Consider the following 15,112-nt stretch of genomic DNA (forward strand, 5'->3'; position numbering starts at 1 on the left):
GCGAATTATGGGCAACCATAGTGACGGCAGTCCGAACCACTCGGGCACCGTAGCTACGGCTGGTCAGAATGAGGTGGAGAAATTCCAGGATCCTGGACTTCCCCCGCATCGTTTGCGCCTGGCTGACACGGACCCGAAGGCCGCCAAACGGGCAGAACGGCAGGTCGCAATACTTTTCGGCGCCTCCGTTGTTGGCACCCTGATCTTCCTGGTGGCGTACTTTGCCATCGATTTGGGCGCAGGATCCGGGGCAAGCATTGCCACGATCCGCTTGCAGAACGCCCTTCTGGGCCTTGGTACCGCCTTTGCCATGCTTGGCATTGGCACCGGAATCGTGCATTGGGCCAAGGCCCTCATGCCCGATCACGAGGTTTCAGAGGAACGCCACGCAATCCGTACCGAAGAGGACCGCCTGGCGGCCGTTCGCATTGTGGACGACATCGTGGAAGAGACCGGCATCAAGCGCCGCCCGCTCATCCGCAACACCCTGCTCGGCGCCGTAGCGCTGGCACCCCTGCCGGCAATTGCCGTCTTCGGTGACCTCGGTCCCCGTCCGGACAAAAAACTGGCGCACACCATGTGGGCCCCGCAGGAAGGCAAGCTCAAGCGGCTTACCCGCGATCCAGACGGTACGCCCATCAAGGCCTCCGACGTCACCCTTGGTTCGGCATTCCACGTCATTCCTGAGGGACTCAACGAACTTCATGAGGGCAAGCTCAACGAAAAAGCCAAGGCTGTTGTGCTCCTCATGCGTCTTGATCCTGATTCCTTGAAGCCTTCAGCAGGACGCGAAAACTGGAGCTACAACGGTATTGTTGCCTACTCCAAGATCTGCACCCACGTGGGTTGCCCTGTTGCCCTTTACGAGCAGCAGACGCACCATCTGCTGTGCCCGTGCCATCAGTCCACCTTCGACCTCACACAAGAGTGCAAGGTAATCTTTGGCCCGGCCAGCCGGCCTCTCCCCCAGCTACCCATTGCGGTGGATAACGAGGGCTACCTGGTCGCTACCAGCGACTTCAAAGAACCTGTAGGACCGAGTTACTGGGAGCGTGATGAGCATGAGCGCAGCATCAACAGCTGAAGCCCCCGCCTTCGTAGCCAAGACCAAGACCGGGCGCATCACCGACTTCGTTGATTCCCGCGTCGGTGGTTCCGGCATCCTCCGTGAGTTCGGGCGGAAAGTCTTCCCCGACCACTGGTCGTTTATGTTTGGAGAAGTGGCGCTCTATTCGTTCGTCATCCTGCTCCTGTCAGGCACCTTCCTGACCTTTTTCTTCGACCCCTCCATGGCCGAAACCCGCTACGTGGGCTCCTATGTCCCGCTGAAGAACGTCGAAATGTCAGTAGCGTACAGCTCCTCGCTGAACATCTCGTTCGACGTCCGCGGCGGCCTCTTCATGCGTCAGGTGCACCACTGGGCCGCGCTGCTGTTCGTCGCGTCCATTGCGGTGCATATGTTGCGCGTCTTCTTCACCGGAGCTTTCCGCAAACCTCGTGAAATGAACTGGGTGGTGGGCAGCGTCCTGCTCATCCTGGCCATGGCGGCCGGCTTCACCGGCTACTCGCTCCCCGATGACCTGCTCTCCGGCAACGGCCTGCGCATCATTGACGGCGTCATCAAGTCCATCCCGGTGATCGGCACGTACATCTCCTTCTTCCTGTTTGGCGGAGAGTTCCCCGGCACTGCAGTCATCGGCCGCCTCTACATGCTGCACATCCTGCTGGTGCCCGCACTGATCCTGCTGATGATCGTGCTCCACCTGTTCATGGTGGTCGTTCACAAGCACACCCAGTACCCCGGCCCCGGCCGCAACGACGGCAACGTCGTGGGCTACCCGCTCGGTCCGGTCTACGCAGCAAAGGCCGGCGGCTTCTTCTTCATCGTCTTCGGCGTCATTGCGCTGATGGCAGCCTTCTTCACGATCAACCCGATCTGGAACTACGGCCCGTATGACCCCTCCCCCGTCTCCGCCGGTACCCAGCCTGACTGGTACATCGGCTTTGTTGACGGCGCCCTGCGCCTGATGCCGGGTGTCATCGGTAATTTCCACTTCGAATACGTCATCTTCGGGTACACCCTGACGCTGAACGTTCTCCTCCCGGCCCTGGTGCCGGCAGGCATCCTGTTCACCGTGATGTTCATGTACCCCTGGATTGAACGGTGGATCACCAAGGACGATCGTGAGCACCACGTGCTGGACCGTCCGCGGAATGCCCCGACCCGCACCGCCATCGGCGTGGCAGGCTTCGTTTGGTACTGCGTTATGTGGGCTGCCGCCGGATCTGACCTCATCGCCACGCACTTCCACGTCTCGCTAAACGATGTGACGTACTGGCTCCGGGCCCTGTTCTTCGTCGGCCCGATCATTGCCTACATCGTCACCAAGCGCGTAGCCCTCGCGCTCCAGCGCAAGGACCGCGAGATCGCCCTGCACGGCCGGGAGACCGGCCGCATCGTGCGCCTTCCGCACGGTGAGTTCATTGAGGTCCACGCACCCTTGGATGAGTACAAGCGCTACAAGCTGGTCGGCTTCGAGTCACCGGCACCGCTGCCCGCAGTTCCCAACGAGCACGGTGTTGTCACGCGCAAGGAAAAGCGGCGGGCCTTCCTGTCCAAGTGGTTCTTCGAGGACCGCGTGGCCCCGGCTACGCCGTCGGAGCTGGAAGCCGCGCACGGCCACCATGCCCCGGCCGTGGAATCGGCCCAGGAAAGCAAGAGCCTCAGCCACTGATTCAAGCTAGCGCCAAGAGATAGATAAGCAAGATCAGGAAAGGCCCGGTCCATTTGGACCGGGCCTTTTCCTTTGCTCTAGTGGCTGCGGTATCCAGACTGGCTCCGGGCAGTACGTGCCCCGGGCCGTTGGAGCGGCACCCATAGCTTGTAGCGGTCCGCCCTGTAATAGGAAACGGAGTAGTCCACCATGGCACGCGCTACAAACGCGTGCCGCTGGATTTTAAGGAGCGGAGTGCCGACGTCCACGTTCAGCAGCCGTGCCGTGGAGGGTGAGGCGGCTGTCGCTTCAATCATGTCCTCGCCCCATTCCATGACAAGGCCGAACTGCTCGCTCAGGACGTTGTAGAGGGACGTGGGCGGCTCGCTGTCGAGCAACCCGGGTACGCGCTGCGCCGGGATGAAGTTCTCGTCCACGCTCATGGGCTCGCCGTCAGCAAGCAACAGCCTGCGGAACCGGACCAAGGGTGTCCCCTCCTCCACCTGCAGTTCCCTGGCGAGGAAAGCACTGGCGCCGATCTGCTCGAAGCTGAGGACCTTCGCCGCCGGGACCATTCCACGGCGCTGCATTTCCTCGCTGTACGAGGTCAGCTTGACTTGGAGATCGAGCTTCGGCTTGCGGACAAAGGTTCCCAGGCCCACCACACGCTCGATCACCTCCTCACCGACGAGGGCATCAATCGCCTGCCGGACTGTCATTCGTGCCAGTCCGAACCGCAAGGCAAGATCCCGTTCGGAGGGTAAGGCCGATCCTGGCGGACAGGATTCACTGATGTAAGCGCGCAGGATTTCCCGGAGCTGTATGTAGATGGCGACGCCGCTGCTGCGGTCGATCTCACCCCGGATGCTCTCGGCCTTAGCGGCCATGGCTGCTCAATACTGCTGCGATCTTCACCCTCCAATCTTAATCGAAGCAGCCGGAGGTCTAGACCACTCCCCCATCACTGGCCGCCACTTTAGATGGGACCAGCACTGGAGCGCTATATTGGATTGGAAATTTCAGCAGGAGGCGGATGAGCCGCCGGGACAGAGGAGACGCTTTGCCAGTTCACAAGGCTGTGGTTTCGGCTGCGATCGGATTGCATGCCCGCCCGGCGGCAGAATTTGTCCGGGCCGTAACAGCCACAGGCCTGCCCGTCACCATCCGGAAGGCCGGAATCCAGGGTGTGGACGCGAGGTCGCTGCTCGAGGTAATGACCGCTGATTTTGCCTTCGGCTGTGAAGTGGAGCTTTCCGTCGCCGACGATGCCCTCATAGGCCTCAAATCAATCGAGGACACCGAGGAGGCCCTGTTGATGCTGGTAACGCTCCTGGAGTCCCAGGGCGCCGCGTAGGCGCTCCCAGGGCACGGTGGTTGCCGGACGCACTGTGACTGATGCAGCAGCGGTCCGGCGTGCTGCCATAAATGCAAAGAATGCTGGGCCCCACCGTTCGGTGGGGCCCAGCATTTTTGTTCTTGATTGGTCCGAAGACCTCTCAGCGAGATTTTAGTGTGCGTGATCCCCACGGCTGTACTCGAAGACCCAGCCGACCAGGGCAACCATGGCAAGGCCGGCGGCGATGAACATAACCCACCATCCAACTGCCAGGCCGAGGAAGCCACCGGCGCATGCCAGACCCAGAACCAGCGGCCACCAGCTCCACGGGCTGAAGTGGCCCTGCTCGCCGGCACCCTCATGGATCTCAGCGTCGCTGCGGTCCTCAGGCCGGAGGCCGACACGGCGCCCGGTGAAGCCGAGGTACGCACCGATCATGCCAGCCAGGCCGGCAATGAGCAGGACTCCGAGGAGCCCGACCGGCTCAGTCCAGTTCGTCAGGAAACCGTAAACCAGGGCGACCGGAACGAAGAAGAAAACGCCGCCTCCAAAAATCCAAGACTCGATTTTCACTGGGCTGTGTCCTTCTGGTCGGCGTTACCGAGCACAGCTGCTGCGGGAGCAGGCGACTCGACGGTGTGTACCTGTGAGAGCTCCGGGTGGTGCAGGTCCAAGGCGGGACGCTCTGACCGGATGCGGGGCAGGGACGTGAAGTTGTGGCGCGGCGGCGGGCACGAGGTGGCCCACTCCAGCGAGGCACCGAAGCCCCACGGGTCATCCACTTCAACCTTTTCATTGCTGCGCCAGGTGATGTAGACGTTCCAGAAGAACGGAATCAGCGAAGCGCCGAGGACGAACGACGCGATGGTGGAGAACTGGTTCATCCAGGTGAAGTTATCCTCCACCAGGTAGTCGGCGTAGCGGCGGGGCATACCCTCGACGCCCAGCCAGTGCTGGATGAGGAACGTGCCGTGGAAGCCCAGGAAGAGCAGCCAGAAGTGGATCTTGCCGAGACGCTCGTTGAGCATCTTGCCTGTCCACTTAGGCCACCAGAAGTAGAACCCGGCGAACATCGCGAACACGACGGTGCCGAACACCACGTAGTGGAAGTGCGCCACAACGAAGTACGAGTCCGAGACGTGGAAGTCCAGCGGCGGCGAGGCCAGGATGATGCCGGTCAGCCCGCCGAAGAGGAACGTGACCAGGAAGCCGATGCTCCACAGCATCGGAGTTTCGAACGTCAGCGACCCCCGCCACATGGTGCCGATCCAGTTGAAGAACTTCACACCGGTGGGCACCGCGATCAGCATGGTCATGAACGCGAAGAACGGCAGCAGCACCGAACCGGTGACGTACATGTGGTGCGCCCAGACGGTCACGGAGAGAGCGGCGATGGCAATTGTTGCGTAGACCAGGCCCTTGTAGCCAAAGATCGGCTTGCGGCTGAACACCGGGAAGATTTCCGAAACGATGCCGAAGAACGGCAGCGCAATGATGTACACCTCCGGGTGGCCGAAGAACCAGAACAGGTGCTGCCAGAGGACCGCACCGCCGTTCTCCGGGTCGAAGATGTGGGCACCAAACCTGCGATCAGCGCCGAGCGCGAACAGGGCAGCGGCCAGCGGCGGGAACGCCATCAGGACAAGGATGGAGGTGATGAGGGCGTTCCAGGTGAAGATCGGCATCCGCCACATGGTCATGCCCGGAGCCCGCATGCAGATGATGGTGGTGATGAAGTTGACCGCACCAAGGATGGTGCCGAACCCGGACAACGCCAGGCCGAAGACCCACAGGTCACCGCCAATGCCGGGGCTGAAGGTGGTGTTGGAGAGCGGTGCGTAAGCGAACCAGCCGAAGGAAGCAGCACCCTGAGGGGTGATGAATCCGGACACCGCAATGGTCGAACCGAAGAGGAAGAACCAGAACGCCAGCGCATTCAATCGCGGGAAAGCAACATCCGGGGCACCGATCTGCAGGGGCATGATCACGTTGGTGAACCCGGCAAACAGGGGTGTTGCAAACATCAGCAGCATCACGGTGCCGTGCATGGTGAACAGCTGGTTGTACTGTTCCTTGGTCTGCAGGATCTGCATGCCGGGTTCGAACAGTTCAGCACGAATCAGCAGTGCCATGACGCCGCCGAAGCAGAAGAACACAAACGACGCGATCAGGTACATGTACCCGATGGTCTTGTGGTCAGTGGAGGTGATCCAGTTGACGACGATGCGTCCCTTGGATTTCGGTACTACGGGAGCCTCTAGGGTCCCTACAGGTGCGGATTGGGTATAAGTAGCCACGTCGCTCCCCTACTTCGTTTCGTTCAGGTTCGGGTTGCGGTCATACTCTGCCCCGAGGAGGCCCGTGTTACCGGCCGCCTTGAGCTTGTCCATGTGGGACTGGAATTCGGTTTCAGAGACAACCTTGACGCGGAACAGCATTTCCGAGTGGTACTCGCCGCAGAGTTCTGCGCACTTGCCGTCATAGGTTCCCTCTTTAGTGGGAGTGAACCGGATGTAGTTGGTCTTCCCGGGGATCATGTCGCGCTTCTGAAGGAAGGCGGGAACCCAGAAGGAGTGAATGACGTCGCGGGCGTTCAGTTCAAGATCAACTGACTTGTTCACCGGCAAGTAGAGCGTCGGAAGAGCTTCCTTGTCGATGGTGTTGCCCGTCAGGTGTGCCTGGACGCCGGCCTCGTAGAGGTCTTCCTGGATGACGGTGCCGGACTTGTAGTTGAAGTCCCACGCCCACTGCTTTCCACGGACGTCCACAACGACATCGGCCGGCTGTGAGCGGTCATCGATGGCCTGCTGGTCACGGTCAGTGAAGTAGAAGAACACCAGGACCATGAAGATCGGGATGGTCAGGTAGAACACCTCAAGCGGGAGGTTAAAGCTGATTTGCTTCGGGAACCCGACGGTTCCCTTGCGGCGGCGGTAGGCAACAAGGCACCAGACGATCAAGCCCCAGGTAATGATGCCCACAACGAGGGCGGCAATCCATGAGTTGACCCAGAGGTCCATGATCCGGTCAGTGTGATTGGTGGTGCCGCGTTCGGTGGGCAGCCACCCCCTCGATACCTCTGGCGAACATCCAGTCAAAACCAACGCGCCGGCAACTGCCAAGCCTGAGATCGAAGTGATCGTTTTGCGTCGGCTGCCGGTTCGGTTCTGCGAACTCACAGACGGCCCTTCCTACTTGTTGCTGTTGCCCGGCGGCTCCATGGCCTGCCCGGGCACACTAAAAGTTTTACTACTCGGTGTAGAGCTTACCGCTCCGCCGGGCTTTTCGCCCACATGTCGGCGCCGTGCCTTCGTGCCGTTTCTGGCGGACGGAAAGCAGGCGCCGGCATCGGGCGAAAGGACCGGGTCAGTGGAACGAATCACCACATGCGCAGGAGCCTCCGGCATTGGGGTTGTCAATGGTGAAACCCTGCTTGGAGATGGTGTCTTCGAAGTCGATGCTCGCGCCACTGAGGTAGGGCACGCTCATCTTGTCCACGACAACTTCAACGCCGTCGTAGTCACGGACGGCATCGCCGTCCAGAAGACGCTCGTCGAAGTAGAGCTGGTAGATCAGGCCCGAGCAGCCGCCGGGCTGGACGGCAACACGGAGGCGGAGATCAGTGCGGCCTTCCTGCTCAAGCAGGCTGCGGACCTTCCCTGCAGCGACGTCGGTCAGTTTGACCTCGTGCGCGGCCAGTTCATCGCTGGCTGATGCTGCGGTTTCGGTGGTGTTCTCGTTGGTTGCGGTGCTCATTTGGCCTACCTTTGGACGGTCCTGGCGGCACCGCGTCAGCGGCGCCTGCCCCTACAGATACGGTATGGGCTATAGCTACATGCTACGTCGGTCAGACGCGTAGCTCTAACTCCAAACGTAACCGTTGGCGGATGGTTGTTGTTCCCGGCCTGGCCGCCCGGGAGAAGCTCACGCGATCCCGTCGGCGTTCAGGCGCGCCAGCAGCAACGCCTCGGCAACCACGGCGTTCTTGAAGTCGCCAATGTGAAGCGACTCGTTGGCGCTGTGCGCGCGTGAATCCGGGTCCTCCACGCCGGTCACCAGGATCTGTACGTCGGGGTAGACGTCCACCAGATCGGCAATGAACGGAATCGAACCTCCGATGCCCATTTCCACGGCAGGGACACCCCAGGCCTCGCCGAGCGCCCACATGGCTGTCTTCGCCGCGGCTGATGCCGTGTCGGCGAGGAACGAGTTGCCGCTCTCGCCGGGAGTGAACACGACTCTCGCGCCAAAGGGTGCATTGGCTTCCACGTGCCGCTGGACGGCGTCCATGGCCTCTTGGGGGTTTTGGCCCGGCGCCAAACGGAGGCTGAACTTGGCGCGCGCCCGCGGCAGGAGGGTATTGGATGCGACCTCAACTGCAGGCGCGTCAAATCCGATGATGGAGAGGGCCGGCTTGGTCCAGAGGCGGGCGGCGATACTTCCCGTGCCAGCCAGCCGTACGCCGTCGAGCACGGACGAATCCGAACGGTACTCCGCCTCCGTGAGGTCCACAGCGGCATTGTCATAAGAAACCAGACCCTCGATGGCCACGTTGCCGTCCGCGTCGTGGAGGGTGGCAATCAGGCGGGAAAGCAGGGTTGGAGCGTCAAGCACCGGGCCGCCGAACATTCCTGAATGCACGGCGTGGTCAAGCACCTGGACTTCAATGGTTCCGTCCACGAGGCCGCGCAGGCTGGTGGTCAGGGCGGGAACGCCAACCTTCCAGTTGCTCGAGTCTGCAACAACAATCACGTCGGCCCGCAGCAGTTCACGGTGCGCTTCAAGGAAGGTGCGGAACGTCGGCGAGCCCGCCTCCTCTTCGCCTTCGATGAAGAATGTGACACCGAGGCCGAACTCCTCGCCCAGAACCTCCGCCGCTGCAGTGTAGGCCGCAACGTGGGCCATGATTCCGGCCTTATCATCAGCGGCGCCCCGCCCATAGAGCCTTCCGTTGCGTTCGACGGCGGCAAAGGGCTCCGATTCCCACAGCGCGGGATCGCCGGGGGGCTGCACGTCGTGGTGGGCGTAGAGCAGAATGGTCTCCTTTCCTGCCGCGGCCGGCCGCCGTGCGACGACGGCCGGGCCGCCCGGAAGGCCGTCTGCCTTGTGGCTGCGCAGGATCTGGACATCGTCGAGTCCCGCCGCGCGCAGCAGGCCGGCCACGGCAGTTGCGCTGGCATCCAGCGGCGCCGGATCAAAACTTGGCCACGCGATGCCGGGTATGGCCACAAGATCCTTCAACCGGCTCAGGGTTGCGTCGAAGGAACGGGCTACGGCCTCGCGAAGTCCGGCCCCTTCGATGGACAGGAAGGACTGACCGGGAGTGCCGACGGCGTCGGGGGTTCTGGCGTCCGGAGGCGTATGTGCTGAATTGGGTGTCATGGCGATCACAATACCCGGGCGGAATGCAGGAGGCCGCAAGGTATTCTGTTCAAGTGTTCGGACGTAAAAAGGAAGCGCCTACGGCGCAGGAATCAATAGACCAGCAGGCCGCTGAAGCGGCAGCCCGGCAGGATGCCGCGTTGGGCAAGGGTGCGCCCACCCCCAAGCGCAAGGCTCAGGAAGCGGCCCGCAAGAGGCCGCTGGTACCGGAGGATCGGAAGGCGTCGAAGGCTGCTGAGCGGCAGGCTGTACAGGACCAGCGGGCCAAAATGCGCCAGGCACTGGACACCGGCGATGAGAAGTTCCTGCCGTTGCGTGACAAGGGGCCGCAGAAGCGTTTCGCCCGCGATTACGTTGACGCCCGCTTCAGCCTCGGCGAATACCTGATGTTCGGGGCCTTGGTGTTTGTGATTATTTCCCTGATTGTTCCCGCCTCCAGCGAGCAGATGGTCTATGTTCTGGGCGGCTTCTGGGTCATGTTCCTTGCCGTTTTTGTCGACGTTTTCATTCTGTCCCGCCAGTTGCGCAAAAAGCTGGCGGCGAAGTTCGGTGAGGTGGAGCGCGGCACCGTCTGGTACGGCTCGATGCGTTCGATGCAGTTCCGCAAACTGAGGCTGCCGAAGCCGCTCGTCAAGCGTGGTCAGTACCCCTCCTGACCGGCCAGCCCTGCACTATCAGCCCCTCGTAATGAAAGATCCCCGGCGGACGGACCGCCGGGGATCTTTTTGCCCTCTTAGCGCTCAGGTTTAACGCTCAGCCCGGCGCATCTTGGCCAGTTCGCGGTTGATCCGTGCTGCCCAGAACGGACCTTCATAGAGGAAGGCAGTGTAGCCCTGGACCAGGGTTGCCCCGGAGTCCAGGCGCTCCTGGACATCCTGCGCCGTTTCAACCCCGCCTACGGCCACGAGGGTGACCGCTCCCCCGGTGGCGTCCCTGAGCCGGCGCAGGACCTCAAGGGACCGCCGCTTTAACGGGGCACCGGAAAGGCCTCCGGCACCGCATGCTGCCACCTTGGCCTCGGGTGACTTGAGTCCGGTGCGCCCGATGGTGGTGTTGGTGGCGATGATTCCGTCCAGCTTCAGGTCCAGCGCCAGCTTGGCGACGTCGTCGATGTCCTCGTCACTCAGGTCCGGGGCGATCTTTACCAGCAGCGGGACGTGGCGGCCGGCAGCTTTGTCCGCCTCCTGCCCCACCGCCGCGAGCAACGGACGAAGCGTCTGGACATCCTGCAGGAGGCGAAGCCCGGGGGTATTGGGGGAGCTGACATTGACCACCAGATAGTCAGCCGCCGGTGCGAGGCTGCGTGCGCTGATCAGATAGTCGGCCACGGCGTCGTCAAGCTCCACAACCTTGCTTTTGCCAATGTTCACCCCGATCACCGGGCGAATGTTGGGGTGCTTGCGCTGGAGGGCCGCCCGTGCCGCCTTGAGGCGGGGTTCGACGGCGGCAGCGCCGTCATTGTTGAATCCCATTCTGTTGATCACGGCGCGGTCTTCAATCAGGCGGAAGAGGCGTGGCTTCTCGTTTCCGGGCTGTGCCTGACCTGTGATGGTGCCGACTTCGACATGACCGAAGCCGAGTTCAGTAAGGGCTTCGATGCCCAGTCCTTCCTTGTCGAAGCCGGCGGCAAGGCCGAACGGGGACGGGAAGGTAACGCCGAAGGCAGTGGTCTGCAGCGACGAAGCAGGTGCCGTAAACCGCTGGAGCAGCCGGCCCGCACCGGTGGTGTGGGCCAGTTTTACCCCGTTGAATCCGATCTTATGGGCGCGTTCGGCGTCCATCCATGAAAAGGCCAGCTTAAAGAAAGTCGGATATACGCGCATGGCTCTAGTTTTCCGTCTTGGGCGGTCCAGACCAAACCGGGCCCGTCACAGCCTGCTGCCCGGATACCATGAAGCCATGGACTGGCAGCCTGACATCCTCGGTGCCGGCTTCGAGGCGTGCACCTTCGAAGCCGCGGGAACCGACGCCGTCCGGCGGACCGCGACACTGGTTCGGTTTCGTCCCGGCAAGGTCGAGCCCGGCGCACCCGCTGCGCGCGCCGGCAGCCCGCAGCGACTGCGGCGGGCGGTGCTGTTCCTGCACGGCTGGAGCGATTACTTCTTCAACGCTGACCTGGCCCGCTTTTGGCACCGTAGCGGCTATGACTTCTACGCGTTGGACATGCACAACCACGGCCGCAGCTTGCGCCCCGGGACGCCTGGGGGCTACGTGGCAGACCTGGCCGACTATGACGCCGAAATCGGCGAGGCTGTGACCATGATCCGGGCCGACTCGGATGCCTGGGACCAGGATCTGACGCTCATGGGTCATTCCACCGGCGGCCTTGTGGCAGCCTTGTGGGTCAGCCGCCACCCCGCCGTGGTGTCGCATCTGATCCTGAACAGCCCGTGGCTGGAGATGCATGGCAGCTCACTGGTGCGCCTGGCAGCCTCCACGATGGTCAGGCCAGTGGCACGTTTCCGGCCCGAGGCCGTCCTGCGGCTCCCCGAACGGGGGTTCTACTGGCGGACCATCAGCAGTTCCGCCGATGGTGAGTGGACCCTCGACGACAGGTTTCGGCCGCCCATGGCTTTCCCGCTCCGCGCGGGCTGGCTTAGCGCCGTCTTGACCGGCCACGCCCGGGTGGCGCGGGGGCTCGGCATCGATATCCCCATCCTGGTGCTGCTCTCGCAGGGCAGCGCCAACGGCCCGTTCTGGACTGAAGAGATGAGGCGGACCGATGCGGTGCTGGACGTGGATATCATCGCTCTCCGGGCGCTCACGCTGGGCCGCACCGTCACGGTGGAGCGCATTGACGGCGCGTTGCATGACGTCTTCCTCTCCCCCGCTCCTGTGCGTGCCGACGCGTACGCGCGGCTTTCGAGATGGTTACGGGGTTACGCCACCCCTGAACCCGGGTCTGCAGGCCCCGGCACTGTGGCCCCGGGAACTGCGGGCCCCGGAGCCGACGCGTGAGCGCGCCCGGGCCTGACAGGGAACGGTTGCCCGCCACCGGCTCCGGTACGGCGACGGAGCCGCTTCCGGAGGGGGAAGCCTGCCCTTGGGCCGAAGATTTCCTGGGCCCCTCCTTTGAGTCCCGCCCGTTGCCTTTAAGGCCCGACGCCGAAGGTGCCGTGGTTGCCACCCTCATCCGGTCCGCAGCGCCGGCAGCGGGCGTGGCACCGGATGTGCCCCCTGCGGCGGACGGTCAGGCCAAGGTCCAGGTGGTGCTTTACCTGCACGGCTGGGCCGACTACTTCCTCCAAACCGAACTGGCGGAGCATCTCACGTCAGCGGGCTTCCACTTTTATGCCCTGGATCTGAGGAAGTTCGGGCGGAGCCTGCGGGAATGGCAGACGGCCGGCTACGCGACAAACCTCGATATTTACGATGAGGACATCAGCGCCGCAATAGCGGCGATCCGTGCCGACTTGTCGCCCGGGACCGGACCGGACGGGCCGCTGTCCGTGCACATGCTGGCCCATTCCCTCGGGGGCCTCATCGCCGCGCTATGGGCGGACCGTCATCCCGGCCAGCTGGCCTCGCTCATCCTCAATGCCCCATGGCTGGAGCTACAGGGCAGCAGCCTCGTGCGGAACCTCGCCATGCGCCTGGTGGAGCCGGTGGCCCGTGCGGACCCGAGGCGTCCCTTCCTCTTGCCCGAGATGCCCGGCTACTGGCAAAGCGTCAGCAGCGCAGCGCACGGTGAGTGGGAGCTCAATCCGGTGTGGCGGCCAGCCGCGTCGTTTCCCATCCGGGCCGGCTGGGTGAAGGCTGTGCTGGCCGGGCACGCCGCCGTGGCCAGAAGCCTGGACATCGCGGTGCCCGTTCTGGTGATGCTTTCAGACCGGACCAGGATTCAGCCTGAATGGTCCGAGGAACTGATGCATGCTGACGCCGTGATCGACGTCGAAGAGACCGCGTCACGGGCACTGCGGCTGGGCCGTAAAGTCTCCGTGTTCCGGTATCCCGGTGCCATCCACGACGTTTTCCTCTCCCAGCAGCGGATCCGTCAGGCGGCCTACCGGGATGTTGCCTGCTGGGTGGGGTCTTATCCCTGCGGGGAGGCTGCGTCCACAGCGCCGCCGTAACGCCGGTCCCGCTGGGCATAGATTTCCACCGCATCCCAGAGTGTCCGGCGGTCAACATCGGGCCACAAGGTGTCCATAAAGACGAACTCGGCGTACGCCGACTGCCACAGCAGGAAGTTGGAGAGGCGCTGCTCCCCCGAGCTGCGCAGGAACAGGTCAACGTCCGGCAGATCTGGTTCGTCCAGGAACCTTTGGATGGTCTTCTCCGTGATCGATCCCGGCTTCAGCCGGCCTGCCGCCACCTCTTCGGCGATGGCGGACACCGCATCGGTGATCTCGGCCCGGCCGCCGTAGTTAACACACATGGTTAAGGTGCATGTGCTGTTTGCCGCGGTGAACTCCTCCGCCTCTTCGAGCTCGCGGATAACCGATCCCCAGAGCCTGGGGCGGCGTCCGGACCACCGGACACGGACACCCCACTCATCGAGCTGGTTCCGCTGGCGGCGCAGCACATCCTTGTTAAATCCCATCAGGAAGCGGACCTCCTCCGGGGAGCGCCGCCAGTTTTCGGTCGAGAAAGCGTAAACACTCACATATTCAATGCCCAGCTCTATCGCTCCGGCCATCACGTCAAGCAGGGCCGGTTCTCCCGCTTTGTGACCCTCGATCCGGGGCAAACCGCGCTGGTTGGCCCAGCGGCCGTTGCCGTCCATCACAATGGCCACATGGCGCGGGATGAACTCGGCCGGGATCGCCGGCGCAACCGCGCCGGACGGGTGCGGATACGGAGCAATCACAGGGGAAGTCCGTGTCCGTGCAGGGTTCTTCTTTTTTCCCAGGGCCACTGTCAGCCACGCTCCACATGTTTGAGGGATTTTAGGACACGCTCAAGGTGCCATTGCAGGTAGGCAGCAACCAGCCCGGCAGCTTCGCGCCGGTGCGGTACGGCCGAACCGTCCGCGGTGGTCCAGTCACCGGTGAGAAGGGCACCGAGCAGCGAGACGGTCTCGGCTGCAGGCGCGGGCGATCCGGGCGGCCGGCAGTCAGCGCAGACCATGCCGCCGAGCGGAGCCGAAAAAGCGTTGTGCGGTCCAGGCGCGCCGCAGCGGGCGCAGACCGTAAAGCTCGGCGCCCACCCGCCGGTTGCGAGGGCCCGCAACAGGTACGAATCCAGAATCAGCCCCGGCGCATGGTCTCCGCGGCTGAGCGACGCCAGTGCCCCCACCAACAGGTTGTATTGGGCCGTGCCGGCTTCACCGTCGACGTCAGTCAGTTTCTCGGCTGTCTCGGTCATGGCCGCAGCAACCGTATAGCGTCCGTAATCCGCGGCAATCTCGCCACCGTAAGAGCCTTTGGCAACAGCCTGCGTGACAATGTCCAGCGTTTTTCCCGAGACCAGCTGCAGGTCCGCAACCATAAACGGCTCCAGCCTGGCCCCAAACTTGCTGCTGGTCCGCCGCACGCCCTTGGCAACCGCCCGGACCTGGCCGTGGTGCTTCGTCAGGAGGGTGATGATGCGGTCAGCCTCGCCCAGCTTGTGGGTACGCAGCACCACGGCATCATCGCGGTAGGACCGCGCAGCAAAGGATTGTTGGACCACGGTTAATCTTCGCACTGTGTTCCGGAAAGCCGGCAATGCCGGTGCGTTGCGCGCCGAAGTTCGGCGC

Annotated in this window: 15 protein-coding genes; 6 read left to right on the forward strand and 9 right to left on the reverse strand. The window is 63.1% G+C overall.

The genetic code is table 11. The features are described 5' to 3' along the window. The first annotated feature begins 7 nt into the window (after positions 1-7). Positions 8-1,084 (forward strand): ubiquinol-cytochrome c reductase iron-sulfur subunit, encoded by a 1,077-nt coding sequence (locus SBP01_RS09795; protein WP_275214296.1) that lies wholly within the window; start codon positions 8-10, stop codon positions 1,082-1,084. Beyond that, complete coding sequence (locus SBP01_RS09800) at positions 1,062-2,735, forward strand: cytochrome b (protein ID WP_275214295.1); 1,674 nt, start codon at positions 1,062-1,064, stop codon at positions 2,733-2,735. Before SBP01_RS09795 ends, SBP01_RS09800 begins: the two co-directional genes overlap by 23 nt. 77 nt (positions 2,736-2,812) lie before the next feature. On the opposite strand, the gene SBP01_RS09805 is transcribed toward SBP01_RS09800, so the two are convergent. Continuing rightward, a complete protein-coding gene (locus tag SBP01_RS09805) occupies positions 2,813-3,601 on the reverse strand; it encodes a GntR family transcriptional regulator (protein WP_275214294.1) in 789 nt (262 codons plus the stop codon). Positions 3,602-3,774: 173 nt separating this feature from the next. Between SBP01_RS09805 and SBP01_RS09810 the strand changes: the two genes are divergently transcribed. Next, on the forward strand, positions 3,775-4,068 hold the full coding sequence (locus SBP01_RS09810; RefSeq protein WP_320538267.1) for an HPr family phosphocarrier protein: 294 nt from the start codon (positions 3,775-3,777) through the stop codon (positions 4,066-4,068). Positions 4,069-4,221: 153 nt separating this feature from the next. Here SBP01_RS09810 and SBP01_RS09815 read toward each other — a convergent pair whose 3' ends face one another. The 5 genes from SBP01_RS09815 to SBP01_RS09835 all read right to left on the reverse strand — a co-directional run bounded on the left by SBP01_RS09815 (position 4,222) and on the right by SBP01_RS09835 (position 9,432). Continuing rightward, on the reverse strand, positions 4,222-4,623 hold the full coding sequence (locus tag SBP01_RS09815; RefSeq protein WP_320538268.1) for a cytochrome c oxidase subunit 4: 402 nt from the start codon (positions 4,621-4,623) through the stop codon (positions 4,222-4,224). Beyond that, complete coding sequence (gene ctaD / locus SBP01_RS09820) at positions 4,620-6,347, reverse strand: cytochrome c oxidase subunit I (protein ID WP_275214291.1); 1,728 nt, start codon at positions 6,345-6,347, stop codon at positions 4,620-4,622. The genes SBP01_RS09815 and ctaD overlap by 4 nt, the downstream gene beginning before the upstream one ends. Positions 6,348-6,356: 9 nt before the next feature. After that, complete coding sequence (gene coxB / locus SBP01_RS09825; RefSeq protein WP_275214290.1) at positions 6,357-7,229, reverse strand: cytochrome c oxidase subunit II; 873 nt, start codon at positions 7,227-7,229, stop codon at positions 6,357-6,359. Positions 7,230-7,416: 187 nt separating this feature from the next. Then, positions 7,417-7,806, reverse strand: a complete 390-nt coding sequence (locus tag SBP01_RS09830) for an iron-sulfur cluster assembly accessory protein (protein WP_320535664.1) — start codon at positions 7,804-7,806, stop codon at positions 7,417-7,419. 168 nt (positions 7,807-7,974) lie between these two features. Then, complete coding sequence (locus SBP01_RS09835; RefSeq protein ID WP_320535665.1) at positions 7,975-9,432, reverse strand: dipeptidase; 1,458 nt, start codon at positions 9,430-9,432, stop codon at positions 7,975-7,977. Positions 9,433-9,485: 53 nt separating this feature from the next. Between SBP01_RS09835 and SBP01_RS09840 the strand changes: the two genes are divergently transcribed. Beyond that, a complete protein-coding gene (locus tag SBP01_RS09840; RefSeq protein WP_320535666.1) occupies positions 9,486-10,088 on the forward strand; it encodes a DUF3043 domain-containing protein in 603 nt (200 codons plus the stop codon). A gap of 90 nt (positions 10,089-10,178) precedes the next feature. On the opposite strand, the gene SBP01_RS09845 is transcribed toward SBP01_RS09840, so the two are convergent. Continuing rightward, positions 10,179-11,255 carry a quinone-dependent dihydroorotate dehydrogenase gene (locus SBP01_RS09845; protein ID WP_320535667.1) on the reverse strand — a complete coding sequence of 359 codons (1,077 nt, stop codon included), beginning with the start codon at positions 11,253-11,255 and terminating at the stop codon, positions 10,179-10,181. Between the two features lie 76 nt (positions 11,256-11,331). Here SBP01_RS09845 and SBP01_RS09850 point away from each other — a divergent pair, with 76 nt between their 5' ends. Both SBP01_RS09850 and SBP01_RS09855 read left to right on the forward strand, forming a co-directional pair. Beyond that, positions 11,332-12,390, forward strand: a complete 1,059-nt coding sequence (locus SBP01_RS09850; RefSeq protein ID WP_320535668.1) for an alpha/beta hydrolase — start codon at positions 11,332-11,334, stop codon at positions 12,388-12,390. A 26-nt stretch (positions 12,391-12,416) separates the two neighbouring features. Beyond that, entirely contained in the window at positions 12,417-13,505 is a 1,089-nt protein-coding gene (locus tag SBP01_RS09855; protein ID WP_414004295.1) for an alpha/beta hydrolase, read from the forward strand. Here SBP01_RS09855 and SBP01_RS09860 read toward each other — a convergent pair. Then, a complete protein-coding gene (locus SBP01_RS09860; RefSeq protein ID WP_320535669.1) occupies positions 13,466-14,290 on the reverse strand; it encodes an isoprenyl transferase in 825 nt (274 codons plus the stop codon). The two genes, SBP01_RS09855 and SBP01_RS09860, sit on opposite strands and share 40 nt — an antisense overlap. A gap of 2 nt (positions 14,291-14,292) precedes the next feature. Continuing rightward, positions 14,293-15,045, reverse strand: coding sequence for a DNA repair protein RecO (gene recO, locus SBP01_RS09865; protein ID WP_275214284.1), 753 nt, complete (start codon positions 15,043-15,045; stop codon positions 14,293-14,295). Positions 15,046-15,112 lie beyond the last annotated feature (67 nt).

The sequence above is a fragment of the Pseudarthrobacter sp. IC2-21 genome (assembly GCF_034048115.1).
Lineage (GTDB): Bacteria > Actinomycetota > Actinomycetes > Actinomycetales > Micrococcaceae > Arthrobacter > Arthrobacter naphthalenicus.